This is a genomic window from Veillonella tobetsuensis, assembly GCF_002959935.1.
Lineage (GTDB): Bacteria > Bacillota > Negativicutes > Veillonellales > Veillonellaceae > Veillonella > Veillonella tobetsuensis.
Window position 1 is genome coordinate 1 of record NZ_PPDF01000003.1, and the last position, 26904, is coordinate 26904.

Here is a 26904-nt window from a genome sequence, read left to right on the forward strand (position 1 = left end):
GTTGAAATGTTGTGGTTGCCAGACCAACTTCATTTTACCACTAGGAGGTTCTTTCCTTTTCTCTAAGAATTTTTTACCGACCCCCAGTTTAACTGGGGGTTTAGTCATGCCTATTCGGCGTACAAAAAGAATGGCACCAACCATACATATGATTGGTGCCAAAGAAGGCTCGTAGGGTGAACACCCCAACATTTGACAGAGAGCCATTATTTAATTTAACATGTAGCATATCGCAACGACCCTGAACTTCATCAAAAATAGATTCCGTCCCCATCAGGGGATTATTTAATTTAACTTACCAGAGTTTTTACAACACTTAAAATGTTTCGATGGCTGAAAGATTCCGTCCCCATCAGGGGATTATTTAATTTAACAGTTCCCTGAACGATTTCGATTCGTATTTAGGGGTTGCCCAGAGATTCCGTCCCCATCAGGAGATTATTTAATTTAACAATATGGATTTGAGCGAAGACTACAGCTCCTGCCGTTGTGCAATTCCGTCCCCATCAGGAGATTATTTAATTTAACAACCATTTCAAAAGATTATAGATATTATTGAGTATTAGTATTTCCGTCCCCATCAGGGGATTATTTAATTTAACAGTAGTTAAAAAAGATTATGAAGAGATTTTCCATGTTCCACAATTTCCGTCCCCATCAGGGGATTATTTAATTTAACCACAAGAAGAGTGAAATAGTAACCTAAACTGAGCAAGCTTGGGATTTCCGTCCCCATCAGGGGATTATTTAATTTAACTAGGCGAAAAAAACCCCCGCTTAGTATTCGCATCTGTATATTTCCGTCCCCATCAGGGGATTATTTAATTTAACACCACAAGCCGTTTTATTTTCTTTGTTTCTTATGAAACATTTAATTTCCGTCCCCATCAGGGGATTATTTAATTTAACATTCTTCATCATACAAACATTTATAAATACTGTCAATATCTTATTTCCGTCCCCATCAGGGGATTATTTAATTTAACATTGTTGTATGATGACTACGATATATGTTTATTTGTATTAAACTTATTTCCGTCCCCATCAGGGGATTATTTAATTTAACTTATTTTAGTATTGGTATTTAGGAGATAATATGAAAAATCTATTTCCGTCCCCATCAGGGGATTATTTAATTTAACTGTAAGCGGTCTAAAGAATTAAACGAAAGGAACATAAAAAATAATTTCCGTCCCCATCAGGGGATTATTTAATTTAACTACACGAGGGAACAAAATAGCTAACCAATTCAAACTATATTATATTTCCGTCCCCATCAGGGGATTATTTAATTTAACAAACCGCCAAAATGTCAGATGTTGCACTAGCCATTGATGAAATATTTCCGTCCCCATCAGGGGATTATTTAATTTAACGCTCTGATGAAATTGAAATGATGATAAGTCTACTTGATATATCATTTCCGTCCCCATCAGGGGATTATTTAATTTAACCATACGGCGTATCTGTTGACAAACAAACAGGCGATATTACGCCATTTCCGTCCCCATCAGGGGATTATTTAATTTAACGGAATAGCACCAGCTTGTTGTTGCTGTTGTTGATACCAAGCAATTTCCGTCCCCATCAGGGGATTATTTAATTTAACCTGTTTGTTCCTATGTGGCATTGGATCGCTCTGGTGGCACCAATTTCCGTCCCCATCAGGGGATTATTTAATTTAACAAAACATCAGCCAAAAGAATAGCTGTTCAATATCACAGCTAATTTCCGTCCCCATCAGGGGATTATTTAATTTAACAGGCTCTAATTTTGTAATTCCTATTGCAAATGCTACATCTGTAATTTCCGTCCCCATCAGGGGATTATTTAATTTAACTATTGAATTGGGGAACGATTTTATAAAGGTATCTGACAATGAATTTCCGTCCCCATCAGGGGATTATTTAATTTAACTAGAGATGAATACGGAACAAACGAACAAAAAGAAAAACAAAGATTTCCGTCCCCATCAGGGGATTATTTAATTTAACTTAATTATGGATGTTCTACATATACCTTGACTGACATTTTCATTTCCGTCCCCATCAGGGGATTATTTAATTTAACAAAACAGGCAAAACAAGATATGTATAGACAGCAAGATTTAGAATTTCCGTCCCCATCAGGGGATTATTTAATTTAACTCTATAAAAGCCTAAATCATGATAGATTGGCAAAATATGTATGGATTTCCGTCCCCATCAGGGGATTATTTAATTTAACACTATGGAACAGATAGACATAGTTATTTGAAAGGGGCAATAAATTTCCGTCCCCATCAGGGGATTATTTAATTTAACATTTTTAATCATGTTTAAAATATCAGGGATGACATAAGATATAAATTTCCGTCCCCATCAGGGGATTATTTAATTTAACGAATAAAAACAATGATTTTTATGATGTTAACAAACAAAATAAATTTCCGTCCCCATCAGGGGATTATTTAATTTAACCCTGTATCTGAAACAACCGATGTTATCTAGCCATAAATCACCATTAACGGCGGAGATCATAAATCGACCTCAAACAGTACTTTAGCACACTAAAATAACACCTATAAACCGCACCATTATCACAACGGCGGAGATTTTATTTCACAAGGTTATAATCTAGATATATTATAGCATAAAAAAACAAAGAAATTGCAATAGTAGAATCATCAAGGATATCAAATTAAAGATAGATAACTAATAAAAACAGATGATTCTACCATTGCTCAGTAAATAACAGCGCTAATAAATACATTAATTTTCATTACAATATAATACAATCTTGCTCTTTTCGTTCTCCAATTCCCCATGTATAGATATTAATTATATCGTCAAGTATATATACACGTAGAGAATCTTCTACGGGATTGATAATTCGACTGGCATGACGCATCATAGCATCATATTGCTTTCTATTTAGTAGTGCCTCAAATGCTGATTTTTGAACACGCACGCCATAACGTTCTAAGCATTTTACTAGATGGTTACGTGTTTTATTATCTACTACATCATAGATGACTAATACTATAAACTTTTTCATATCAGTGAATCTCCAAAGGTGTATACAAATCTACGTCTTCGTGCATAATGGCACTAGCAAATTGCTTACACTGCTTATAGATTGATTCCCTATAGCTTTTACGATCCTCAATATATTGATTTTCAGAACGAATTTTCTTATTATACGCGGTCAAAAGTCCTTTTCTACCTTCTGGAGTCATATAACAACCTTTATCTGAGTTATCAAAATCAGATAGGCCCACCATGTTACGACTCACCATAGAAAGAACTAAAGAATCTATAATGGGAGCTCTCCATTCCTCGATCAAATCTGATGCAAGTGCAGGGTGCCCCTTGCCAAGGCTATGCATAACACCAACAAAAGGATGTAAGCCCGCATTAATTAAACCTGCTAGAATTTCATTAAATAACATGCTATATCCTAAGCCTAGCATGGCGTTAAATTCATCTCGCGGAGGTTGTTTAGATCGCTTAGTAAAAGAAAATGTAGACGGAACAATTTTTCCGAGAGCCTCAAAGTATAGTCGACTAATTATACCTTCATAACCCATGAGTTCAGAAATACGAACACACTCACCAATATGACTACGAACGGATTTAATATTATCAATCTGTGTATCTATATTTATGTCTACATCTAAATTGCGAGCATACCGACGCAATATAGTTAGCTGATTACGAACCTTTGCACGAATAATTTTACGTGACATTGCCAGTCTAAACTCATGATTATCTAATAAATCAAATTGTTTCTTGTGTTTATTAATATCAATAGTATTGGTATTAATTAAGGTACCAAAATACTTACCATATCCAGATAACCAAGTTATAGGTACACCACGTTCAATAAAATCAGTAATGAGTGAACTAGATATAGATACTGTATCAAAAACTGTAATATCTTCAATACGTTCTAATGGAACTTCAAATAGAATTTCATTATTACGGCCTACTATAACATGACCGCCTTGTCGTTTAATAAATGAACCTGCTTCTGTAACATATAAGGATGACATAATGTCGCCTCCTTTACGCTAGTATATCTATTGTATTTGTTCTAACACATATTGATTAATAACATCATATATAAGTTTATTCTGTTTTGCTTGTCCAGTAATAATAAAGAATACTCCTTTAATCTGATGTAAGAAAGATTGTAATGATTGAATTTCTGCAGCCTTACAGATATCTTGTTCAGTAAAGACAACAACCTCATGAGCCATTTTATTACGAATTTTTTGCTCAATTCTACGTATCTCTTTTAACTGCTTCAGCAATAAGCTATCAACTATATCCTGCTCTTCTAGCATATGTAACATGTGATAAAAGGATAGCTGAAGTTCTTGTAGAAAAGGAGTATGAGTGTTAGCCTTCCATGATTTATATAGTTTAGGATATTGCTTTTCAAATGCTACCATATCAAGGCGTATTCCCTTGGATGTTTTTTTCTCAATTTGACGCCAGTTTACATGGAGCTCTTTAGTAAAATAATAACGCATTAACTCATACATAAATGGAGTGGTTTTTAAAATAAAGTCCTCAATTTGCCCTTGTTTTAACCGCACTTCCATAAGCATTAAAAACTCATGTAATTTGCGCACTTCCTTATCAGCAAATAAAGAGGACAAGGATATAGATCCCACTTTACGAGACTTTTGTAAAGCACCATCATAGTCTAAGCCCAAACGTAATTGAGCATGTTCTAATAATGGTAATACATCATTAGCAACACCATCTTCAAAGCTTCTTTTATAACTATGATAAGCGCTTATAGCCTCTTTATATTTATAGCTAGCGATAAGAGTATGAAGGGATTGCTTAATATTATTCCGTTTAATATATCCCATTTGAGGCTCATGGCATCGGTTTTCACTGTCGTCTTGATCATCAAAGTTATTTTCAATAACAATTTCAATATTTTCGTCATCGTTTACGGCAGGCTCAGAGCGATTAGAGCCACGTTGAGGACTATCAACTTGAATGCCTCGCACCGCATCATGTTCTACACTAAGATAAGACATAATCAACTTCATTTGAGGTGTTCCAGAGCTTAAGTTAATTAATATCTCTGCATCAGGGTAGTTTGAAAGCATTTCATAGAAATGGTCAACAAACGGTTGTAAAGTGTCGATACGGTGTACGTCTTCAAGGCCTGTATGTATGAGCGTAATATCTAAGTCAGCTTTCACATGTTTTAAAGCTTTGGTAAATCTATGATTAGCAGCTTCCTTTTTCTCCATATCCTTACTTAATACTAGAATTGCTATATCAGGATTGTAATGCCTCACAATATGAAGCATGCCCCCATCATAGCACCCGCGAATAGGATCTGTATCCCCTACAGGGGTATAAAGAATTCTCATTGTACTACCTCACTTTGTACGCCACCCATACCTAATGCAGTCTTAATACCGAGCCCTGTGAATTGGCTATAGTAGGTTAATAAAGATAGGATACGTTGCATCACTAGGTTCCGCTTAAATTGCATAACAATCTCTCCACGGAAACCACGAATTTTAACCCCTTCTAATCCATACATGCTCATACGCAAATTATAGTCGCGAATAAAAGTTGCTGATTCAAGAGCAGCTAATAAATCATCAGAGTCCATCATTTCAAACGTTGTAAATTGGTTCCATTGACGTAGCAAGTATCGATAAATACGGAACGCTTCAGGGAAAATCGTATACTGTTGATCTACCTTAAAGCTTGTTGTTGTCACACACCGCAATTTAGCCTGCGTGTATTCCGCTTCACCACTCCAGAACTTAGCCATTAAATCTTCATAGGAGGTTTCCTGCAAAATAGTTCTATCTTTGATATAAATATGTCCTCGCTTTTGTTTCAAAAAAATCTTTTCGGGCATATCTAATGCAGGTCGTAATATACGCTCAACAGCCTCTGCGGTTACAGCAGAAAGACGCCAAATATATTGATCTTTTTCTTTATCAAAATAGATATATTGGCTATAAGGGCGCAGGCCTGTTTCATGCAACTGACCTGCGTATTCTGTCCCTACTAACTCCATTAGCACACCATGCAATAAGCTGCCTATAGACTGCACAATTTTAATCGATGGATCTGCTTTTATTTCTAACTCTATGGCCATAATTTCTACATTATCTGCCAATATGAATGCCCCCCATCTCATAATAATGACCATTCCACTTTACTAATTTGATTGCACGAGGTGCCATAAAATGATCCTTGCTAGCATGCTTAGCCTTTTGGAAATTAACATCTAAAATAGCTCTAATAATATCAATTCCTGTTTCTTCATTATCCGTGAAAGCAGCCATAATAATAGTCTTCTGAACAAATCCAGTATTACTGCCAATATAGGCATTAGCTGGTTCTAAAACTTTAAAGATAGACGGACTAACTTTCTTAAATTTAGAAGATAATAACTCATGAGTAGCATCAAAATCCTCTTGTAAGATTTCTAATACTTGATTAACACTAGTAATCCCGATTTCCTTTGTTATTGCCGTATCAAGAGTTAATGTAAAGAAGAACTTCTGATTTGGTAAAATGCACTCACGATGTACTGAAATTTCATGCGTTCCATCTTCATCCACACAAGAATCTTCTTTCTTTAATACCTCTGTTTGAATCGCACTCACAGGCAAAGCATCAGAAACAGAAATACCTCGAAAAGTACTTGCTAAAATACCTTTTAATGGTTTGCCTTCATTGTTCGTAAGGACATGAATATGCTTAATAATAGCTTGATTAACCATCTTAAATATATCTTTAAAAAGGCTTCTAGCATTCTTTCTTTTATATACATCTAAAACTTTTCTTAACTCTCTTTGGACATTACTTCTAAATGCTTTATTATTACGAAGCATATGTGAAATAATAGCACTGTCAATAACACCTTTAATAGAGCTACCAGGAATATAAACTTCTCCATTTGCCCCACGAATCTGAGGTGTAATATCATTTAATGAGTTTTTACGTCCTTCATTATATATCGATGATTTCATAATTGAGCCAATAGCAGGGCCTAATACATCTTTTGTTAGCTGAGATGCTCCAATAGTATTTTTAGCCCAATCATACATAGTTCGACCATTTGGTCTTACCATCTCATTCTGCATATATATTTCAAACTCTGCTAATTTATTATGACGAGCTAAAAAGCGAAACCATTCATAGTTATTAAGGAGATATACTTCACCGGCATCATAATTGTACATATAGTCTTTAGTTGTTAGTTTCTCAGGGCCACCAATATTGGTAGGACTCACAATAGTGAGTGATAATTGTGCATGATCAATACGATTACTCATAATCCACCCCAATCCATAAGCCCATACCATTACGATATACAGGGTGAGGCAAAGTATCCCCGGTAATGGTAAGCATTTGTCCTTCTAACGCTTTTGGACAAACAGAGCCTTCTTTAACAACATAATAGGAATTACGCTTTACTTGAGTCTCACTTCCAGTAGAGCCTACAAAGCCACCACGCTTTTGCAATTTATAAGAACCTTGTTTTAAAGTAGCAACTTCCTCACTAGTCGGAACACAAGCACTAATACACATCATCTTTCCGTGCTTATTATGAAGCAATGCATATAAAGCAGAATCATCTTCATAAACACCTTCAGATTCCAATTCAATTGGATCATCGGCTAATTCAAATTTCCCATAGCCACCACTACGCTTACCACCAATCCCAGAAAGACCTAACAGTTCAAGAATGGATTCAAATAAATCACGACTAGAATCATCACTAAAACCAGCAATAATATATAGCCCTGTATGTGACATGAATTGATAGTTTCCCACATAATATGGTCGACTCTTCTCTCCACGCATATTTACTTGTGTCACAGCTTGCTTAGTTCCAAATATAGGCATATGCTTCTGTGAAACATCAGATTGAATATATTGTTTATAGTTCTGTAACTGAGATGTACGAATATATTCGATTTTTTTAATTTTCTTTTGTTCCGTAGCCACCCGTTTTGTTTCCTCAAAACTTGTAATTGGCATCTCTTTTGAATCGATTTGCATAATAGGTGAAGGTACATATAATTGATACTCACCATTATCTATGCAGTACGGGAACAAACTAGATAATACAATATGCTGTTCTTTTACAGAGTCGATAAAAGATTGTAATAAACCTGTATCATGACTGATTTCATGACAGCATGCGCCAAATAATGCATCAGAGCCGAGTGTAAGGGAAATAGTTTCTAAATTACCGCCTTCTGAGGTATCTCCAAAGTGCACCGGTGTAAGAAAACGCAGTGGATATAGATAGTAGTTCATAGTAACAACCTACTTTCTTAATATATCTAATAAATCCTGCGTATTAATAGCACTATTACCTACTGACTTTACCTCATCAATAGAAATGTTCACACGACCATAGCCGCGAGAACCATGACCTCCAAGATAATCTATACCTAATAAATCAAGACCATCTTTTAATATATTCATATCCTCAGCCACTTCAGCTTCGCTTTCAATATTATAGGCTACTTTAAATGTAAATACGGTACCTGCTGGAACACGTTCAATTTGACGAGGATTAGCACTGCCATCAACACGATTAATAGTGTTTTCAAACTTGATTTCACCCATATACGTATCAGTCTCTATATTAGCAAACAATTGACGAGTTTCATCTGTGATAAATAAATCATAAAACTGTAACCGAGCTGGCTTTACAGGATTTACGGAACCAAATAAACGTTTAATTTCTTCTTTATCATCTTTAATATCACTCATTATATAAGCGTCACAATGACTTTTAGCTAGTAAGGTACGCAATTTACCTTTAATAGAACTACCTGGGATAATCGGCTCTTGAGTAACTACATCGCGAATGAATGGTGTATCAACGGATCCAATAGGAGCAAAATCATTACTAGCACCAATATGCATACCAGTTTCTAGTTTAATAGTACCTGTAATTAGTAATTTACCACGTAAGGATTTTAATTTATCATTGTTCTCCATCTTGTGCCCCTCCTATCGACGGTTTCCATTTACTTGATTGTAATTTTGATAACTAGACTGTTTATTTTTGTTCCACGCTTCATTAGATGCGGCTATAACACTAACCGCTCTATATTTATAAAAAGCTACTAATGCTTCTACATATTTACAGAACATTTCAAATTTATTAACATCAGTACCAATGCAATCAACCATCTCTACCAATTGACTATCTTCAATAAAGTTTTTTACTGGATATTTATTATCTTTATCTCGACCAGCTTGATATAAGAATGTAGTTTTTAAAAAACGAACCTCTAACGCTATATTTTCAGGTAGCTTATCAAAGGATTTGCTTTTACGTTGTTCTACACCCAATTTATTTTTAATAGCCACTACGCTAGATAAAATTTTACGTACTTGTGCATACTTTACGTCAAATACTTCATCTGTTTTTCTGCATTTTGGATTATATCTTAAACGACCGATAGTTTCTTCTGCCTTAGTGACAATATCTATATCCCAATTAAATTTACCTTGTGTCATATACTATTCCTCACTTTGTATCACGCATATAGTAAACAATGAGGTTGCAAGCTGTTAACAAAGCTTTGCAATCTTCTTCTGATTGAATCCATCTATGAATAGCTGTAACAAAGTTTTTATATGATTCATAGGTAGGATTATTTTTCTTAGGTTCTAATCTGGCTAATAAATAGAGTATACGAGCCACATTAATATGTTTACCTAAAGCTCTATCATTTAATATACCTTGTAACAATTCTATCAACTTATAAATTAGGCCTTTACCTAATTTCATTTTTGAGTCTTGCACCTCATTAATGCCTGGAATAACAAATAATTGATCCAGTGTATAGAGCTTATCTTCAATAATATTATTAATGAGGTCATCCCATTTATATACATGTCGGCATATACGCTCTTCACCGTTTGAGTTTGTTTCAAATCCAAATAAAGCGATACTATCTTTGCCGTCATTATCTTTAGCTACACTTTCAAGTAAGCCTGTAATCGTTGCCATTTGACTAATTGGATAGGATGGAGAGAATAAAGCTAAGCCAGCAGACATAGTGATTTTATTATCTGTAACCTCAGCTAATTTCTCACGAATATCGATGGCTAATTCTAATAATTCATCCCATGCACCAACAAGGAATACATCATCACCACCAGAATAAATAACGTGTATTTTTCTAGTTGTAACTTGTTTATTGGCCCAAATAGTAAATGGCATAACAGATGTACCAAAACCTTGTACATCACCTTGAGCCATCTTATTAACAGCAACCTTAAAGAACATAGCTAAATCACGAGATAGATCAGCATAACGTGATAGAGTGCCGTATTTAAATCGATCTGATCCTTCAGAAATAAAACCCCCAATAAATGCTGCCCCAAGGTTATCCACGTCAGCGCGTAATACACCAAGACGTTTAATCCCCTTGTTCTCACCTAAACCACTTGATGTAGCTAGCTCTTCAAACTCATAGACTTGACCATTGTCCTTACGTGCTACATAATCTGCTAACCAGATACGATTGAATACATTATGTCCCGTTTTAGCTGTATTCTTAGAATAAATTCTTAGAATCTCATGATTAGCTTCAAACTTTTGTAGTGATGCTTCAGTAACTACATAGAGATAGAGTCTCAAATTATCTACATCATCATTCCAGTTGTTAACATATACTTCAACCTTTGGAATACTTTCACAAGTATCACTATTATTTGGTCGAGCTAATACAAAAACAGTATCTCGACTATCAACAATCTGTTCCCCTAGTCGATACAAGCCATTACATATAGGACATGCCTCCGCCTCTGTATCCTTACCATAAGGAGACAGTGTTGCTGTTGATGTGTGGCAAATGGAACATTCACGTTCACCATGAAGAACCGTATTATACAAACTATTTGGATTAAATAAAGCTGTTAAGTGCTGTTTAGAATATCGTTTAGACTTAGCCTCACCAACAGATTGGCTTACCTTGCGGAATAATGTACGTTGCGATTGAATTAACTCATCGGCTGTTGCTGTTGCGGAGCCAAGAGCTAAATACAATTTAGTACCAAATACGGTTAAGAACCATTCATTTATAGATTTCTCCATGGAGTCAATAGCAGTACTAGTTTTAGTGGTATTAGGCGCCAATACATAAAAATGACCGCCACCATTGTAAATAAGATTTGCCCGAGTTAACTGCAATGCATCTAACAACTCATCTACAATTTGTTCCATCAAAATTTCTAAATAGAATGAACGACCACGCAATGATTTCAATGCACCTTTAGACGGAATCGTATAAATAAAATTCTGGATACCAGAAATATCTCCAGATATGAGTCTAAAAGCTGGCATGTTACGGAACTTTTTGGAATTCTGATAACAGTATTCTTTATAATCAGCAATTCCCTGCTCCTCAAAATAATGCACCATACTATGTGCCACCGCAGCTGTTATCTTTGAGTGCATGTACAAAGAAATATCATTAGTCTGATCTGTTGCCGTACTAGATGGCATATAAGAAACAGTATCTTCATAAACTCTCAACAACTCATTAACGGACATCTTATCTATTGGTTGTTGCTGAAAGTTTTGCACTAATACATCATATAGTGCCTTATATTTATCACTTGATGCACATATCGTTTTATCACTTTCAGGATAATTAAAGTGGTCAGATACATCAATGCCACGCAAATAATACTGTAAGGGTTGAGTGCTAGTTTTACCACCAAATACACGGAAGATTGATTGGAGTGGTAACTCTTTATCAAATTTCTGTGTAGGAGATATATCACCTTCATCAAGATTTCGACGGTCTACAGCAGCCGCAATATTATCTGCTTCATACACAATGTATGCATAATCATCATTTTTTAGTTGAGCTGCACTAAGCTCTTTCCCATGATGATACTTCAAACAATGCGTAATACTTTGCTTCAATTCCTTATCAAAAAAATAAGGATCAATGAAATCAGCGCCACGCTTAGAATGTGCATCGGTTCCCTGATTAGCCCGATACACAACTTTGCCGATATCATGCAGCAATGCACCCTTTACCAGTGCATCCCATTTACCCATCACATCGCCTCCAAACTCTAATTAAGGAATGTAAATTCGATTAACTTCATTATATATTCATTTGTGATTAAAACCAATAAAAAATCCTTGGTATTTATACAAAAAGGCCAGTACATTCACAAAAAGAATATACTGGCTATATTTTTGTCCTTATATGAGTTTTTGAGATAGATAACCGCCCCCATCAGGGGATTATTTAATTTAACCGTTACGCCCTAAGAATACGCCAAACGCAAAGCACAGAATGTTTCCGTCCCCATCAGGGGATTATTTAATTTAACACTATGAAACAAATTAAAATGTATGAAGAAATTATTGAAGTAAATGTTTCCGTCCCCATTAGGGGATTATTTAATTTAACAGACCTAATGAACGTATCATGTTAGGCTTTGGTGCTACTTTGGGGTTTCAGTCCCCATTAGGGGATTATTTAATTTAACATACGAGATTGTTGAGGTCAATGGTGAGCTTAAAGCTCTTAGGTTTCCGTCCCCATCTGGGGATTATTTAATTTAACCCCTTTATTTTTAGTTAATTAAGGAGGAGCAAATGGCTCAATTGTTTCCGTCCCCATCAGGGGATTATTTAATTTAACTTGAAGAAATTGATCGTATTGTTAAAGGTGTTGCTCGTAAATACGTTTCCGTCCCCATCAGGGGATTATTTAATTTAACAGGTATATCATGGAATTACAAGTATGGAATAATGTTTTAGTAAGTTTCCGTCCCCATTAGGGGATTATTTAATTTAACTGGTACAGGAACTCAAGTAAATCGGATACAAGAGAGCTTAGAGTTTCCGTCCCCATCAGAGGATTATTTAATTTAACAATGGTAAATGTATTTAAACCAACTGAAGAAGAATGGAATATGGGGTTTCCGTCCCCATCAGGGGATTATTTAATTTAACGTATATTATCATGTTACAAAAACAATTTATGTCTTGGCTGTTTCCGTCCCCATCTGGGGATTATTTAATTTAACTATTCACCACCTTGTATTATATAGGTGAAGAGTAGTCTAGTTATTTCCGTCCCCATCAGGGGATTATTTAATTTAACATTTCAGTGAGTTAATATGTATGTATATTATAACACAAATTATATAAAAGAAATGTCACTATTTATCTAACAGAAATATAGATACTATAAAAATAGATGCCACAGCATTAATTAAAAGATGTGGCATCATTTAAAATGTCTAATAAACTAATTTTATTTATGTACCTTCAACCACTGTACAGCATATTCTGCATACACCGCTGATGCAGCAGATAGTACGCTATCGTCCATGGTGAATCGATTGTTATGGTGATCAAAGGTAGCGCCTACCTCTGAATTTTGGATACCTATAAAGGCGAAGCATCCTGGCTTTTCTTGCAAATACCACGCAAAGTCTTCGCCCGGCATTACTTGACGCATCTTGGATAGCTTCTCTTTACCAAGGGTATCAATCACAACCCGTTCTGCTAATTCACTAGCTGCTGCATCATTAATCGTAGCTGGCACTTTTCGTTCGTAAATTAATTCAGCAGTAGCACCATAGGCCAAGGCCGTATGTTCCACCACACGACGTATAGATTCTACATAGTATTCTTCTTGTTCAGGATTAAAAAAGCGAATGGTACCACCCATTTGGGCTTCTCCAGGAATAACATTCCACTCGGACCCAGAGTGGATATTACCAATGGTAATCACAAGAGAATCAAGAGCACTAATATTGCGAGAGACTACGGTTTGCAGGTTCATCACGATGGCACTGGCTACTACAATGGCATCAACCGCTTGATGCGGTTGTGCACCGTGGCCTTGTTTACCTTTCACATTGATCGTAATTTTACTACTAGCCGCCATGCGAGGACCAGCCTCAACGGAAACGAGACCTGCTGGTAAATCAATCCACACATGACCTCCAAAGATAGCATCCACCTTTTCAAACCAATCACCAAACTTCATAAATGCAGGTGCACCTGCGCCTGTTTCTTCGGCCGGTTGAAATGCAAGATATACATCGCCTTCAATGCGGTCTTTCATAGAGGTAAGCATCTTAGCTGCACCCAGCAAAATAGCCATGTGACCATCATGTCCGCACGCATGCATCTTGCCATCTACATCAGATTTAAAATCGAATGTATTGTGTTCCTGTACAGGTAATGCATCAATATCCGCACGAAGTGCAATGGCTTTGCCGGTTTTCTCGCCATGGATAATGCCGATGAGACCAGTTCCACGTTCTTCGTCTACATGAACCTCTACGCCCATGGACTCTAATTCTTTGGCTAGTGTTTTTGTTGTTTCAAATTCTTCATTACTGAGTTCTGGATGTTTATGAAAATACCTACGCCAATCTTGTACATAGGTTTTATATTGTTCTATTAAATCGCGGCTATGCATTGTGTCGCCTCCTTAGCTGTAAACACAGGGTAATCAAACAAATGGAAATCCCCATATTTTAGGGAATAACAGGGTAAATGTAAAAGAAAACGACAGGCAACGCCATGTCGTTTTCTTTATGTTTCTTATCGATTGCGCAAGAATGCTTGTACCCCTAAGGATACAACAGCTGTTACTACTGCTACAGCTGCTGTAATTTTTGCAGTTGTGCAGAGTTCATCTTTTGTCGGTTTAGCCTTTGCTGCAATGTCTAATGTTTTAGCAACTGCTGGCACCAATACATCATTACGTAAGGATTCTGTATTCATAATTACTCCTCCAATATAGACTATTTATTCTAGGTTATCACGAATAAAGTATAAAGTCTATATATTCATCGGACTTTTTCTATATATTTACAAATTTTCATGGTTGACTAAATTGATTTTATATATTGTAAAATCGATAGCTACTAACCGCTTTATTCACTAGCTAATTCCCCAATCACATCCGCCAAGATGGTAATTGCTTTTTCTAGTTGTTCTTGTGGAATATTAAGGGCTGGCAATAAACGAACCTTGTTTTTAGCAGATAAGCATACTACGCCTTTTTCTAAACATTTAGCGATAACCTCTTTTGGATCAACTGTCGTTTCAATACCAATCATGAGGCCCATACCGCTCACACTAACTACGCCTGTTTTACCTTCTAAGGCATGTTTTACATAATCACCTTTAGCTTTCACAGTCGCCAAGAATTCTGGTGTCAACCGTTCGATGATAGTACATCCTGCAGCAGCACAGATTGGGTTCCCACCGAATGTGGTCGCATGAGCACCAGCAGTTAGAACGTATTGTGTTTTTTCATTGAACAAGGTTGCCCCCATAGGTAAACCACCAGCTAAGCCCTTAGCGGTAGATACGATATCTGGTTCGATACCAAATTGTTCGTATGCATACAGGCTACCAGTCCGGCCATTACCTGTTTGTACTTCGTCAATAAGCACGAGTTGATCGTGTTCATGTGCATATTTGGTAACGGCTTGAACGAATTCCTTATCTAGAGGCATAACGCCACCTTCACCTTGGATGGGTTCCATCATGATAGCGCATACCGCAGGATTAGCAAGGACTTTCAAAGCCGCATCAATATCATTAGCAGGCGTGTGAATAAAGCCTTCTGTGAACGGGAAGAAATGTTGATGGAATACGTCCTGCCCCGTAGCGGACAAGGTTGTTACCGTACGGCCATGAAAGCTGTTAACAAGGGTCACGATGACATTACGGCCCTCGCCATATTTGTCATGGCTATACTTCCGCGCTGCCTTGATAGAGCATTCGTTAGATTCTGCACCAGAATTACAGAAAAACACCTTTTTCATGCCTGTTTTTTTACATAATAATTCTGCCAATTTAATTTGTGGTACCGAATAATAGAGATTAGAAATATGGTTCAACGCATGGGTTTGTTCGATAACCGCTTTGGACCATTCATCGTCATCTACACCAAAGGCAGTAACGCCAATACCAGAACCAAGGTCAATATATTCCTTGCCCTCTACATCCCACAATAAGGAGCCTTTACCTTTTTCAAAGCAAACATTAAAACGGCCATACGTATTGGCTATATATTCTTTATCTTGTTTTTCAAAATCTTGTGTCTTACTCATCATATCCTCCAAACGTACGGCCTATTGCCGTATATATATCTACAATATAACGATAGGAATTGATGATTACATCATTATATTCACTATATTACTTTACAAACATTGTGCCCAGGCCTTCATCGGTTAATAATTCGATAAGGATTGCATGAGGTATTTCACCATTGATGATAAATACCTTTTGAGCCCCTGCGTTGATTGCCTCTAAACAACAATCTACCTTTGGTATCATACCACCGGCGATGATACCCTCAGCCTTTAATTGCTCTGCTTCAGCCATGGTGATTTTAGGAATCAGAGAATTTGGATCATGTACATCTCGCAATACGCCATCTATATTAGTCATAGTTACCATCGTTTCAGCCTGGAGAGCACCCGCAATTTTAGCGGCTGCCGTATCGGCATTGACATTATATACATTGCCCTCCGCATCACAACCGATGGATGAAATAACCGGAATATAGCCTTTGCTGATGACATCATCAATTACCTTTGGATCGATTGTATCCACTTCACCAACATAGCCAAGTTCCTCATTTTTCTTGTGTACTTGAATCATTTCACCGTCAACGCCACATAGGCCAACGGCACGGCCACCAAAGCCGATGAGGTCTGCCACAAGGCCTTTATTGACCTTACCAGCTAGCACCATTTGTACTACATTCATCGTTTCTTTATCAGTAACGCGCAATCCATTGTTGAATTTCGATTCAATGTTCATGGCCGCCAAGGTGCTATTAATATCTGGGCCGCCACCGTGGACAAGGACTACTTTCACCCCTACTAATTGTAATAGAAGCAAATCGTTCATAACGGATTTTTTGAGTTCCGGATCCGTCATAGCATTACCGCCATATTTTACGACTACATATTTATCTGTATATTGTTTGATATACGGTACGGCCGCCGTTAAAATATGCGCCCGCATCGCATTTGTTACAGTATTCATAGTGAAAGCCCCGTTTCTTCTGGCAATCCAAGTGCAATATTCATACATTGTACAGCTGCACCAGAAGCGCCTTTACCTAAATTATCAAAAATGGCGTGAACCACCATGCGTTCATTATTGCCAGTAACAGATATGACCATGCCATCCGTATTGCTAAGTTTGTTAGCATTTAAAAATGCTGCATTATCTTCTTTTACATTAAGAGGTGCTACCGTAACGACAGTGCTATCCTTGTAAAACTCTACTAAGGCCGCATGTACATCTTCGATGGTAACTGGTTTAGATAATAAACGTGTATGTAATCCAACGCTCACCTCCATGCCGCTATAGTAATCATCTACGATAGGCATGAATATTGGCGCTTCTGTAAGGCCACATACATGGGTTACTTCTGGCAAATGTTTATGCTGTTGACTAAGGCCATATTGACGTGGTGCGTAAAGGAAATAATCCTTTGGCTCCGATTCGTATTGACCGATCATCTTTTTACCACCTCCGCTATAACCGGTAAGGGATGTAATGGTAAAAGGATAATCTACTGGAGTAATGCCAGCTTTCACAAGAGGGGCAATACAAGCAATCATACCGCTTGCATGACAGCCAGGATTTGCGATATGTTGTTTCGTTTTAATATCGTTTTTATAGCTTTCACCAAGCTCAGGAAATCCATAAGCCCAATCATCAGCCGTTCTAAATGCTGTGGATGTATCGATGATTTTGCAAGGATAATTACCGATGGCAGCAACCACCTCTTTGGATGCCGCATCAGGCAAGCACAAGAACACGATATCCGCGTCCTTTGCGATGCTAGCGATAACATCTATATTCTTACGGTCCTCATCGGAAATGGATAATAATGTAATATCCTTCCTATCCAACAGCCGTTCGTGAATTCTAAGCCCCGTAGTGCCCTCATGGCCTACGATAAATACTTTATAGGGATTCATATTATACCTTCTTTACTTCTAACTGATGCAACCATTCATCGTGCATCATGATTTATCATTTTAGTCTCATCTGTTAGCAAATATGGTTCACTATAGATTACAGCCTATTACTCCATTGGATAGTCGCCAAAGGTAGCAACCATAACTGCTTTTATAGTATGCAAACGATTTTCTGCTTCCTCAAATGCTAAGGAATTAGGACCTTCAAATACGTCCTCTGTTACTTCGATACCATTCATGCCAAACCGTTCAAAAATATCTTTACCAACTTGTGTTTCTGTATTGTGGAATGCTGGTAAGCAGTGGCAGAATTTAGTATTCGGATTGCCTGTTAAAGCTATCATGTCCGCATTCACTTGGAAAGGTTTAAATGTATTAATCCGTTCCTCCCACATATCGTAGGTATCACCCATCGTTACCCATACGCCGGTGTAAATTACATCAAGACCTTTCACACCGTCTGCTACATTATCTGTGCATGCAATGGTAGCGCCTGTTTCCTTCGCTACCTTTAAACATTCTTCGTAGAATGGACCTGCTGGCCAGTATTGTTTAGGACCAATGAGACGGAAATCCATGCCCATTTTTACGGCACCACTCATTAAGGCATTACACATATTGGATTGACCATGGCCTACATAGGCATAGGAAATTTCGTTCAATGGTTTGTCGATATTTTCTTGTAATGTAAGGAAGTTTGCCAATGTTTGTGTAGGATGATCCATATCTGTTAGGCCGTTCCATACAGGCACGCCGGAATATTGTTCCAATGTGTCCACATCTTCTTGGTCAAAGCCACGGAATTCGATGGCATCATACATGGAACCAAGAACACGAGCTGTGTCCTTTAAGGATTCTTTTTTATTCATTTGAGAACCTGTAGGACCAAGGTATGTTGTATGAGCCCCTTGGTCGGCCGCACCGACTTCAAAGGCACAACGCGTTCTCGTAGAATCCTTTTCAAAGATAAGCACAAAATTTTTGCCTAACATGGTCTTAATTTCTTTACCAGCTTTCTTATCCGCTTTTAATTTGGCTGCTAACTCTAAGTAGTATTTAATTTCTTCTGGTGTATAATCTAGCATGGTTTTAAATGATTTATTATGTAAACTTTTCATGATAACTCCTTCAATCTATACGGTGTATACGTAGGTATTTCTAATTTTAGTGATAATTTCTATATGTATTGCTATTTCAAATTTTATTATTCTCTGTGAAAGTTATTATTTCGGTTGTAAATATTCGGCAGCAATGGCAGCCATCATGGTAATACCTGATTCTAAGATACTTTCATCGATGGTAAAGCATGCATTATGAAGTGCAGGATTCCCCTCAAAGCCAGTGCCCAACCAAAGGAATGCACCTTTTATATGTTGTAGGTATGCAGAAAAATCTTCTGCCGCCATAGACGGATGTTCTGGATGTACTACTGCGTCTTTACCGAGATATTTTTCTACAATAGATGTGGCATAATCGATAGCCTCTGGATTATTTGTAGTTGCCCCATGACCACGTTTATAGTCTAAGGAACTCTTTGTTTTAAACATTAGGTCTAAGGCTTGTAAGCTTTCACCTAAACGGCGTTCAATATAATCCCGTTTTTCTGGTTCATAGGTACGGCAAGTCCCCTCTAGGTACACGTCGCCACAGCCCACATTGTATCGGTCGCCACCGTTGATAACACCGATGGTGCACACGAGGTTTTCCATCGGATTCGTTTCACGAGCCACCATAGATTCTACATTTACAATCCAATTAGCAGCTGCCACGATGGCATCGATACCATTGTGAGGCTCTGCGCCATGGGTAGATTTGCCTTGAATATGAACAAGAAAATGATCTGATGCCGCCATGAGATGACCTTTTTTGAGTCCTACCGTTCCTACAGGTAGTTGTGGCCATACATGGAGTCCATAGATTTCATCAACATCATTGAGGATACCACTATCTACAATGCCTTGAGCACCGGGAAATAAAGCCTCCTCTTCAGAGGGTTGAAATACGAGCTTTACTGTGCCGTGCAATTGGTCCTTTATTGATTGCAAAATAGCAGCAGTACCAAGTAAAATCGCTATATGACTATCATGACCACAGGCGTGCATAACACCTTCATTTTGAGAGGCGAATGGTAAGCCCGTAGCTTCATGGATTGGCAATGCATCAATATCGGCCCGTAACGCAATAACAGGGCCTGTATGAGCGCCCTGTATTTCACCGATAACTGCATAATCTGAAACATCATTCACATAGGGAATTCCCAATTCTCCAAGAATCTTTTGAATGTATAAAGATGTTTCTTGTTCCTCTCCTGATAATTCTGGATGACTATGAATATGTCGACGCCATGCCACAACTTGTTCTAAATATTGTGAAGCATATTGTTTTATTAAGCTTTCTAATGTGTGCATGGCCATATCTCCTTTATGCTTTATGCATTTTATATGCATGTTTTGTGTATATTTATAATCTATGTGCGTATTATAATACTATCTACCATTATATTCAAGTATTTATACATATTATTTGTATTTTTATTTATCATGTTAAGCATTATTTTTTATCATACAAAAAAGACACCTCTAAATTATCTCTATCCAAGAAATTCTTGGCAGATTAATCAAAGGTGTCTTTTCTTTATTTTTCTAACACAGACTCATCTAATTGTGTACCATCCGATTGCCACATAATGGTACGACTCGTACTGTTATCTTGTGCTACAATTTATCGTATATAGCGGCTTTATATACATAGCCCCCTGTAACTAATGCAGCCAAAGCTACAATAGCTACAGTTGTTTTTAATAGTTTACTTTTATTCATATAGTTCCTTTATGTAAATATGTATTAAGTACTAATATGAATATATTATAAAACTTAAACTTAACTTTAAGTCAAATCAGAGTTTTCTATACTTCTTGAATATCTACTTTTCTATATCTAGCAGAAATACATCCCAACATATTTAATTGCGGTATGTTCCATTCATTAGGTAAATAGATATCACAAGTAATCTCATCACCTATAGAATTATTTGCTATAAATCGATAGCGCCCTAATTCCTCATTGCTATATACTCTTTCAAGCTGATTTAAAGTAGTAGCACCCCAGAATCGACTAAATTCCGTCCAAATAGTTTCTGCATCAACTTGAGATAGCTCAACCTGTAGTCTATATGCTACCCCAACTTTGCAGCGTTTCTTCAAACCCTTTTCATCAGCACTACAAACCTTAGTAGAACCTTTATCAAAAGACCATTCTAGACCATCTAAGGATTGAACTTGGGTGGAAATGAGATTTTTAAAATTTGAAAAGTCTCCGAGAAAATGCTTACATGCTACTTCAAACGTATCTAATTTATCTATATGGCTCAATTCACAATACCTCTATTAAAGAATTTACCTACTATTTTTCGTAATATTGTTTCATTTGTGTATAGCCGTTAACGATGACTTCGATTTCACCTGTTCTAGGGTGGAAAATAAGGCCATGAACAGGCACGTCTTTTGGAATCAACGGATTCATACGCAATTCGTCCACGGTTTCCTCTACATTTTCAGCAGGATGTGTAAAACCATCTGCCCAGCGTTCCATTTCTTTTCTCACCATGTGAATCGCTTCTGGTGCAATACCACGAGCTAACATTTTTTCTGTTAAATTTTTAGCCGTTGTTTTCGCCATGCCACATTCGTGGTGACCAATGATAAAGATTTCATTAACCCCTAGTTCATAAATACATACGAGCAAACTACGTACGATACCATCAAAAGGACCTGTAATACAGTTACCTGCAGTCTTAACAATTTTCGCCTCACCGCGGCCAATATCCATAGAGTCTTCTAAGAAATTAACAAGACGCGTATCCATACATGTAACGATAGCCATCTCACGACTCGGCATCTTACTGCATTTAGTATCCGTCTCTACATAACCCGTATTCTGATCCTCTACATACTCACGATTGTGGGCTAAAATGTCATCTAATAAACTCATAGTTCCTCCTATTAGCTATTTTCTACGTTGCCAAAAGAGAGTACATACTTGCTCGCTCCAGCTAGCTTAACGGTCTTCGGCCTAGGTCCTCGACCTACTAAAGTCGCTGTGCTAGTATGTACTCTCTTTTTACATCTACTAAAACTATCTATCCGGAGTCGCCAATGCCTCAATTGCGACACTGCCACCACGGACAACTTCGATGCGATTAACGAACATATCTTTAAATAAAGCAATCATGTCATTGTTCTTAGATACTGTTTTTACGCATTGCACGAGTACGGATTTACGATTGTAATCAATCACTTCAAGATTAAAGGTTTCCGCAATGCGAAAGATTTCTTGTTTATCTGCTTCTTTGCAGCTATTAATCTTGATGAATAGTAATTCTTTTTTTTGTAATGGGCATATCTGTAAAGTCGATAACCTTAATGACCTCAACACTACGGTTAAGTTGCTTGATGATTTGCTCGTATGTTAAATCATCGCAGGTAAGTTCAATGGTCATACGCGACATGGTAGGGTCTTCTGTTTCCCCTACAGTTAAGGTGTCAAGGTTATAGTTTTTACCAGCGAAGAGGCCGGAAATCTTTGCCAATACGCCGATTTGGTTTTCTACATATGCTGAAATACAACGTTTTTCTAAATGTAATTCCATAGCCCCTCCTATTTTTTATCCTTTAATAACATATCGCTCAATGATTTGCCTGTCGGTACCATCGGCAAAACATTTACCTCAGTTGGAATGATACATTCAATGAGTGTAGGGCCTTTTTTGAAAGCATCTGCTTTTGTAAAGGCAGCTCTTAATTCTTCGTCCTTTGTAACACGAACACCTTGTGCACCATAAGCTTCTGCTAATTTTACAAAATCTGGTACATATTCAAATTCGCCCTTGTCAATCAAATCACGTGTGACGATGGCGCTTTCATCCATCAACAGATTCGTACATGCATAGCGTTTGTCATAAAAGAGTTGTTGCCACTGACGGACATTGCCAAGATAGCCATTATTAATGACAACCAAGGTCACCGGCAAGTGATAGTGCATAGCTGTTGCAAATTCTTGAATATTCATTTGCACCCCACCATCGCCACAGATAGCAAAAACAGGCGTATGAGGATTGCCAAATTTAGCACCAATAGCGGCTGGGAATCCATAGCCCATCGTACCCAATCCTCCAGAGGTCAACAATTGATGGTTACCTTCAATTTCTAAGAATTGTGTGGTCCACAATTGGTTTTGCCCCACATCGGTTGTCACGATAGGTCGCTCATAGTGGTCATTGATATATTGAATGATGGCTTCTGGTGTTAAACCATCTTCATCAGCTTGCGTAATAGGATGATCGACTTTCAATTGTTGCAATTGAGTAGGCCATTCTCCTAAATCATGAGGCTCCATGTATTCTAATAAAGCCTCAATTGCCAACTTTGCATCTGCTACGATTGGAATATCTACCTTAATATTTTTAGAAATAGATGCTGCATCTACATCGATATGTACAATTTTACAGTTTTGTGCAAAGGTGCTCAGTTTACCGGTAATGCGGTCATTAAAACGAGTGCCGATAGAAATCATAACATCGCAATCGGTAAGCGCTACATTTGGAGCATAGCCACCATGAATGCCTACATTGCCTAAGTACAATGGATGACACGAGCTAATGGCGCCTTTACCCATCAAGGTGGTTACCACGGGAATCCCCGTTTTATCCACCAGTTGAGTCATAAGATCATTGGCACCACTAATGCTAATGCCCCCACCAAGTAAAAACAAAGGTCGTTTTGCCTTAGAAATAATAGAGCACGCCTTTTTGACTTGCCCAATATGTACGGTTGTGTTTGGCTTATATCCGCGAATATTTACCTCTGTTGGATATACCTCTATGCCCATCGCTTTTTGAATATTCTTTGGAATATCTACTATAACAGGACCTGGACGGCCTGTGCGAGCAATGTAAAAGGCTTCTTTCAGAATTCGTCCTAAATCCTTGCGATCACGAACGGTAATGGCATATTTACAAACGTTGCGAACGATACCAACAGTGTCCACCTCTTGAAACGCATCATTGCCCATCAAAGATAAATCCACTTGTCCTGTAATACACACCATAGGCACACTATCTGAATAAGCCGTAGCAATACCTGTAACAAGATTCGTCGCACCTGGTCCAGACGTAACCATGCAAACACCGACCTTGCCTGTACTACGTGCATATCCATCGGCAGCATGTGCCAATGCTTGTTCGTGACGAGGCAAAATAACCTTCACCTGATCTTGTTTATATAACTCATCCATAATATCGATGGTAGCTGCCCCTGGATAGTTGAATAAAAACTCAACCTTCTCCTCTTGCAATGCTTTCACCACATATGCGGCACCTGAAATCATAGTCAACCTCCTATATACGTCTATAACAACCTAACGATAATATAATAGGTCTTATATCTAAAAAATTGAATATTATTATTGTTTGTGATATACTTTTAAATATATCATATCTTACATAATGTGAGTATGAAATAATACCATAAATTACTAAGTTTATACATATTTCTGAAAGGACTGAATACTATGAAAGAAATTTTAGGTTTCCATTTAAATGGCTGCCCATACTGCCACAATGCATTCCGTGCTATTGAAGAATTACAAGCTGAAAACCCAGCTTACGCGGATATCAAAATCAACTGGGTTGAGGATCAAGATGCGGCTGAATTATTCAAAACACATCCATATGAATATTATCCAAATCTTTGGTTCGACCTTGATAAACAATATGAGGCTCAACCTGGTGAAAGCTACGACCAAACAAAAGCATACATCAAAGCTGTATTTGACAAAGCAATTGCATAAAAGTAGGCACGCAGAGATATTTTTATCTCTGCGTGCCTTTTTTAGCTCTACAAAAACAATTTTATTGTATAAAATTCAGGGGATAATTTTATGGAAACTTCAGTCGAAAAAATCAAATATTATGATAGTTCTGATTTAGCATATGGATACATGATTGAAAGAGCTATAAAGTTCGTTGAACAGTATGGAGAAAGCCCTAACTTTAACAATATAAATTTAGTATTAGCAGCATATAATGTATATTTACTCTTAACAAAAGCAAAACTCAAAGCACCATATCATCACTATTCCTATATTGCCAAAACATATATTAAACTTTGTAATATATACTTTTCAAATTTAACTAATGATAATATTATATGCTCTCATAACATTCCACTGCAAGAATACCAAGAGGACTTTTGGCAACTTTTTAATAATACAAAATTATATTACTCAATCAATAATAAAATAATAAAGCTCCTTTTGAATAAGCTTACACCAAGTTTAATAACAATTTTAAAGCATCCACAAATAGTAAGTACATATTCGAGAGAGATTACATGCTATATTGTAAAAAATAATTATAGTATTTTATTTATTTTAGATTACTACTTTACCTATAATAAAGAATCAACTAAAAAATTTAGTTTACCAAAAGAGCTTACAGCAAAAATGATATTATGGTTTATTAATAAACAGTTATCGAGCAATAATATCAGTCCACAATATCTAAGGCTAATAGAAAATTCAACTAATAACAATCTTATAATTCCAGATAAAATGAAAGTAAAAGCAAAAAGGTGTCGAAAACAAATCGAGTCAAAAATATTATCCATAAACTCCTCAATAATTAGTAATATGAAAATAGTATTTAAAAATACAAACAAACTAATTGAAATAAATTTTCAGCCGCCTAATCTAACAATTATACTCGACAAAAGTTGGATTGATGAAAACAATCAGAATAATTACTTATTTGCAAACTTATTTATTTTTCACTTTATATGTGATATAAACTATCGAGCTAAATTTATAGCACATAAAACTCACGCTACAACACTTGAAGAAATTTTTGAGAAACCTTTAGGTATCAATGATTATTTTCAATCTTTAAATTCAAGAATTCAAGAAGACCTTGTACATCTATTTATAACTAATTATAATCGAGCCCTCCTAGTACAAAATAAGAGAATTGAAGATTTATTAGAATGGTTTTATACAAAATATCTTGCAGAAGAATTCAATATTTATAATTTTACCTTTAATTCTAGTACAAATAATAGTACTTTTTTAGAAAAATGTAGAAATCTCTGTAGTGAAATTGACAGCATTCTAAAACAGTACAAATTATATTTTGAAAACAATGAAATTGATAGAGATTTATTAGAAATTAACTCTAAACCCTTACTTTTTTCAGAACTTAAATCATATGATAAAAACAAATATGCTTATATAACAGATACAAAGTATTGCAATTCTATGCATTGGCTCTTTTCTGATCAAAGTGAATTAAACCTAATCCCCAAATTAATAAATATTAATGAAACCTTTATAATAAAACTTCTCGATAAAAACTCGGACTTATTTTTATCAGATTTTGATGACATACAACAAAATATAATAAAAAAATTACATCATCAACAAATAATAATATTAAATTCAAAAAATCAACTTATACCAAATAGATTAATTATAAAAGCATTAAATGACTTTTATGAAAACGATTGTATTTGTAATAAAGTTTATCAAAAGTATCTTAATAGTCTTAATGTACATCTTGATTATAAAAATAGTTTATTTTCCGATTCTGAAGTTGATTACTTAAACTTCATAATGAATAAAAAACAATTCTCTAATGGCTATGACTTAAGAAATAAATACATCCATGGAACACAATCTATAAATAAGGACATGCACTCATATGATTATTACTTATTATTAATGATTCATTGTTTTATCGCATTAAAAATATATGATGAATTTGCAAATAAAAAATCATACCATACTACTAATTAGTTTCCTAGATTTTTTATAAGTAATTTATAGCTTTATAAATAAAAAGG

21 protein-coding genes, 1 pseudogene and 1 CRISPR repeat array are annotated in these 26904 nt (G+C 36.4%); of the genes and pseudogenes, 2 read left to right on the top strand and 20 right to left on the bottom strand.

The features are described from left to right. Positions 1-260: 260 nt before the first annotated feature. Positions 261-2459: direct repeats of the CRISPR family, unit length 35 nt; unit sequence ATTTCCGTCCCCATCAGGGGATTATTTAATTTAAC. A 301-nt stretch (positions 2460-2760) separates the two neighbouring features. The 20 genes and pseudogenes from cas2 to ilvB all read right to left on the bottom strand — a co-directional run bounded on the left by cas2 (position 2761) and on the right by ilvB (position 24397). Next, positions 2761-3036, bottom strand: a complete 276-nt coding sequence (gene cas2 / locus VTHSUH11_RS00835) for a CRISPR-associated endonuclease Cas2 (protein ID WP_105092295.1) — start codon at positions 3034-3036, stop codon at positions 2761-2763. A gap of 1 nt (position 3037) precedes the next feature. Beyond that, a complete protein-coding gene (gene cas1, locus VTHSUH11_RS00840; protein ID WP_105092296.1) occupies positions 3038-4033 on the bottom strand; it encodes a CRISPR-associated endonuclease Cas1 in 996 nt (331 codons plus the stop codon). 27 nt (positions 4034-4060) lie between these two features. Next, entirely contained in the window at positions 4061-5380 is a 1320-nt protein-coding gene (gene csm6 / locus VTHSUH11_RS00845) for a type III-A CRISPR-associated CARF protein Csm6 (protein WP_105092297.1), read from the bottom strand. Further along, positions 5377-6147 (bottom strand): CRISPR system precrRNA processing endoribonuclease RAMP protein Cas6, encoded by a 771-nt coding sequence (gene cas6 / locus VTHSUH11_RS00850; protein ID WP_105092298.1) that lies wholly within the window; start codon positions 6145-6147, stop codon positions 5377-5379. The genes csm6 and cas6 overlap by 4 nt, the downstream gene beginning before the upstream one ends. Further along, positions 6137-7312: a type III-A CRISPR-associated RAMP protein Csm5 gene (gene csm5, locus VTHSUH11_RS00855; protein ID WP_105092299.1), complete on the bottom strand. Its 1176-nt coding sequence runs from the start codon at positions 7310-7312 to the stop codon at positions 6137-6139. The genes cas6 and csm5 overlap by 11 nt, the downstream gene beginning before the upstream one ends. Beyond that, the gene (gene csm4, locus VTHSUH11_RS00860) at positions 7305-8303 is read right to left on the bottom strand and encodes a type III-A CRISPR-associated RAMP protein Csm4 (protein ID WP_105092300.1); all 999 of its coding nucleotides are present in this window, start codon (positions 8301-8303) and stop codon (positions 7305-7307) included. The genes csm5 and csm4 overlap by 8 nt, the downstream gene beginning before the upstream one ends. Before the next feature lie 9 nt (positions 8304-8312). Continuing rightward, positions 8313-8996: a type III-A CRISPR-associated RAMP protein Csm3 gene (csm3, locus tag VTHSUH11_RS00865; RefSeq protein WP_105092301.1), complete on the bottom strand. Its 684-nt coding sequence runs from the start codon at positions 8994-8996 to the stop codon at positions 8313-8315. Positions 8997-9008: 12 nt separating this feature from the next. Continuing rightward, positions 9009-9521 carry a type III-A CRISPR-associated protein Csm2 gene (csm2, locus tag VTHSUH11_RS00870; RefSeq protein ID WP_105092302.1) on the bottom strand — a complete coding sequence of 171 codons (513 nt, stop codon included), beginning with the start codon at positions 9519-9521 and terminating at the stop codon, positions 9009-9011. Between the two features lie 10 nt (positions 9522-9531). Then, complete coding sequence (cas10, locus tag VTHSUH11_RS00875) at positions 9532-12081, bottom strand: type III-A CRISPR-associated protein Cas10/Csm1 (protein ID WP_105092303.1); 2550 nt, start codon at positions 12079-12081, stop codon at positions 9532-9534. Positions 12082-13294: 1213 nt separating this feature from the next. Then, positions 13295-14473 (bottom strand): M20 metallopeptidase family protein, encoded by a 1179-nt coding sequence (locus VTHSUH11_RS00880; protein ID WP_105092304.1) that lies wholly within the window; start codon positions 14471-14473, stop codon positions 13295-13297. A 125-nt stretch (positions 14474-14598) separates the two neighbouring features. Beyond that, positions 14599-14781: a hypothetical protein gene (locus tag VTHSUH11_RS00885; RefSeq protein WP_105092305.1), complete on the bottom strand. Its 183-nt coding sequence runs from the start codon at positions 14779-14781 to the stop codon at positions 14599-14601. Between the two features lie 152 nt (positions 14782-14933). After that, positions 14934-16121 (bottom strand): aspartate aminotransferase family protein, encoded by a 1188-nt coding sequence (locus VTHSUH11_RS00890; protein WP_105092306.1) that lies wholly within the window; start codon positions 16119-16121, stop codon positions 14934-14936. Between the two features lie 88 nt (positions 16122-16209). After that, the gene (gene argB / locus VTHSUH11_RS00895) at positions 16210-17067 is read right to left on the bottom strand and encodes an acetylglutamate kinase (protein WP_105092307.1); all 858 of its coding nucleotides are present in this window, start codon (positions 17065-17067) and stop codon (positions 16210-16212) included. Beyond that, positions 17064-18014 (bottom strand): N-acetyl-gamma-glutamyl-phosphate reductase, encoded by a 951-nt coding sequence (argC, locus tag VTHSUH11_RS00900; protein WP_105092308.1) that lies wholly within the window; start codon positions 18012-18014, stop codon positions 17064-17066. The genes argB and argC overlap by 4 nt, the downstream gene beginning before the upstream one ends. 107 nt (positions 18015-18121) lie before the next feature. Next, complete coding sequence (gene argF / locus VTHSUH11_RS00905; RefSeq protein ID WP_105092309.1) at positions 18122-19132, bottom strand: ornithine carbamoyltransferase; 1011 nt, start codon at positions 19130-19132, stop codon at positions 18122-18124. Between the two features lie 105 nt (positions 19133-19237). Continuing rightward, positions 19238-20422 carry a M20 metallopeptidase family protein gene (locus VTHSUH11_RS00910; protein WP_105092310.1) on the bottom strand — a complete coding sequence of 395 codons (1185 nt, stop codon included), beginning with the start codon at positions 20420-20422 and terminating at the stop codon, positions 19238-19240. Positions 20423-20919: 497 nt separating this feature from the next. After that, entirely contained in the window at positions 20920-21384 is a 465-nt protein-coding gene (locus VTHSUH11_RS00920; RefSeq protein ID WP_105092311.1) for a hypothetical protein, read from the bottom strand. A 31-nt stretch (positions 21385-21415) separates the two neighbouring features. Next, entirely contained in the window at positions 21416-22003 is a 588-nt protein-coding gene (locus VTHSUH11_RS00925) for a beta-class carbonic anhydrase (protein WP_105092312.1), read from the bottom strand. A 144-nt stretch (positions 22004-22147) separates the two neighbouring features. Next, a pseudogene (ilvN, locus tag VTHSUH11_RS09660) lies at positions 22148-22661 on the bottom strand (acetolactate synthase small subunit). An 8-nt stretch (positions 22662-22669) separates the two neighbouring features. After that, a complete protein-coding gene (gene ilvB / locus VTHSUH11_RS00935) occupies positions 22670-24397 on the bottom strand; it encodes a biosynthetic-type acetolactate synthase large subunit (RefSeq protein ID WP_105092313.1) in 1728 nt (575 codons plus the stop codon). A gap of 183 nt (positions 24398-24580) precedes the next feature. On the opposite strand from ilvB, the gene VTHSUH11_RS00940 reads away from it, so the two are divergent. After that, positions 24581-24859 (top strand): thioredoxin domain-containing protein, encoded by a 279-nt coding sequence (locus VTHSUH11_RS00940; protein WP_059363669.1) that lies wholly within the window; start codon positions 24581-24583, stop codon positions 24857-24859. Positions 24860-24949: 90 nt separating this feature from the next. Further along, entirely contained in the window at positions 24950-26857 is a 1908-nt protein-coding gene (locus tag VTHSUH11_RS00945; RefSeq protein ID WP_105092314.1) for a hypothetical protein, read from the top strand. The last annotated feature ends 47 nt before the right edge of the window (positions 26858-26904 follow it).

Coding starts and splice junctions, on each gene's coding strand:
- cas10 (WP_105092303.1), bottom strand. CDS start 12,081: ATGGGTAAATGGGATGCACTGGTAAAGGGTGCATTGCTGCATGATATC.
- ilvB (WP_105092313.1), bottom strand. CDS start 24,397: ATGATTTCAGGTGCCGCATATGTGGTGAAAGCATTGCAAGAGGAGAAG.
- csm6 (WP_105092297.1), bottom strand. CDS start 5,380: ATGAGAATTCTTTATACCCCTGTAGGGGATACAGATCCTATTCGCGGG.
- csm4 (WP_105092300.1), bottom strand. CDS start 8,303: ATGAACTACTATCTATATCCACTGCGTTTTCTTACACCGGTGCACTTT.
- VTHSUH11_RS00885 (WP_105092305.1), bottom strand. CDS start 14,781: ATGAATACAGAATCCTTACGTAATGATGTATTGGTGCCAGCAGTTGCT.
- VTHSUH11_RS00880 (WP_105092304.1), bottom strand. CDS start 14,473: ATGCATAGCCGCGATTTAATAGAACAATATAAAACCTATGTACAAGAT.
- csm3 (WP_105092301.1), bottom strand. CDS start 8,996: ATGGAGAACAATGATAAATTAAAATCCTTACGTGGTAAATTACTAATT.
- VTHSUH11_RS00945 (WP_105092314.1), top strand. CDS start 24,950: ATGGAAACTTCAGTCGAAAAAATCAAATATTATGATAGTTCTGATTTA.
- csm2 (WP_105092302.1), bottom strand. CDS start 9,521: ATGACACAAGGTAAATTTAATTGGGATATAGATATTGTCACTAAGGCA.
- VTHSUH11_RS00890 (WP_105092306.1), bottom strand. CDS start 16,121: ATGAGTAAGACACAAGATTTTGAAAAACAAGATAAAGAATATATAGCC.
- argF (WP_105092309.1), bottom strand. CDS start 19,132: ATGAAAAGTTTACATAATAAATCATTTAAAACCATGCTAGATTATACA.
- VTHSUH11_RS00940 (WP_059363669.1), top strand. CDS start 24,581: ATGAAAGAAATTTTAGGTTTCCATTTAAATGGCTGCCCATACTGCCAC.
- cas2 (WP_105092295.1), bottom strand. CDS start 3,036: ATGAAAAAGTTTATAGTATTAGTCATCTATGATGTAGTAGATAATAAA.
- VTHSUH11_RS00925 (WP_105092312.1), bottom strand. CDS start 22,003: ATGAGTTTATTAGATGACATTTTAGCCCACAATCGTGAGTATGTAGAG.
- VTHSUH11_RS00910 (WP_105092310.1), bottom strand. CDS start 20,422: ATGCACACATTAGAAAGCTTAATAAAACAATATGCTTCACAATATTTA.
- argC (WP_105092308.1), bottom strand. CDS start 18,014: ATGAATCCCTATAAAGTATTTATCGTAGGCCATGAGGGCACTACGGGG.
- cas1 (WP_105092296.1), bottom strand. CDS start 4,033: ATGTCATCCTTATATGTTACAGAAGCAGGTTCATTTATTAAACGACAA.
- argB (WP_105092307.1), bottom strand. CDS start 17,067: ATGAATACTGTAACAAATGCGATGCGGGCGCATATTTTAACGGCGGCC.
- csm5 (WP_105092299.1), bottom strand. CDS start 7,312: ATGAGTAATCGTATTGATCATGCACAATTATCACTCACTATTGTGAGT.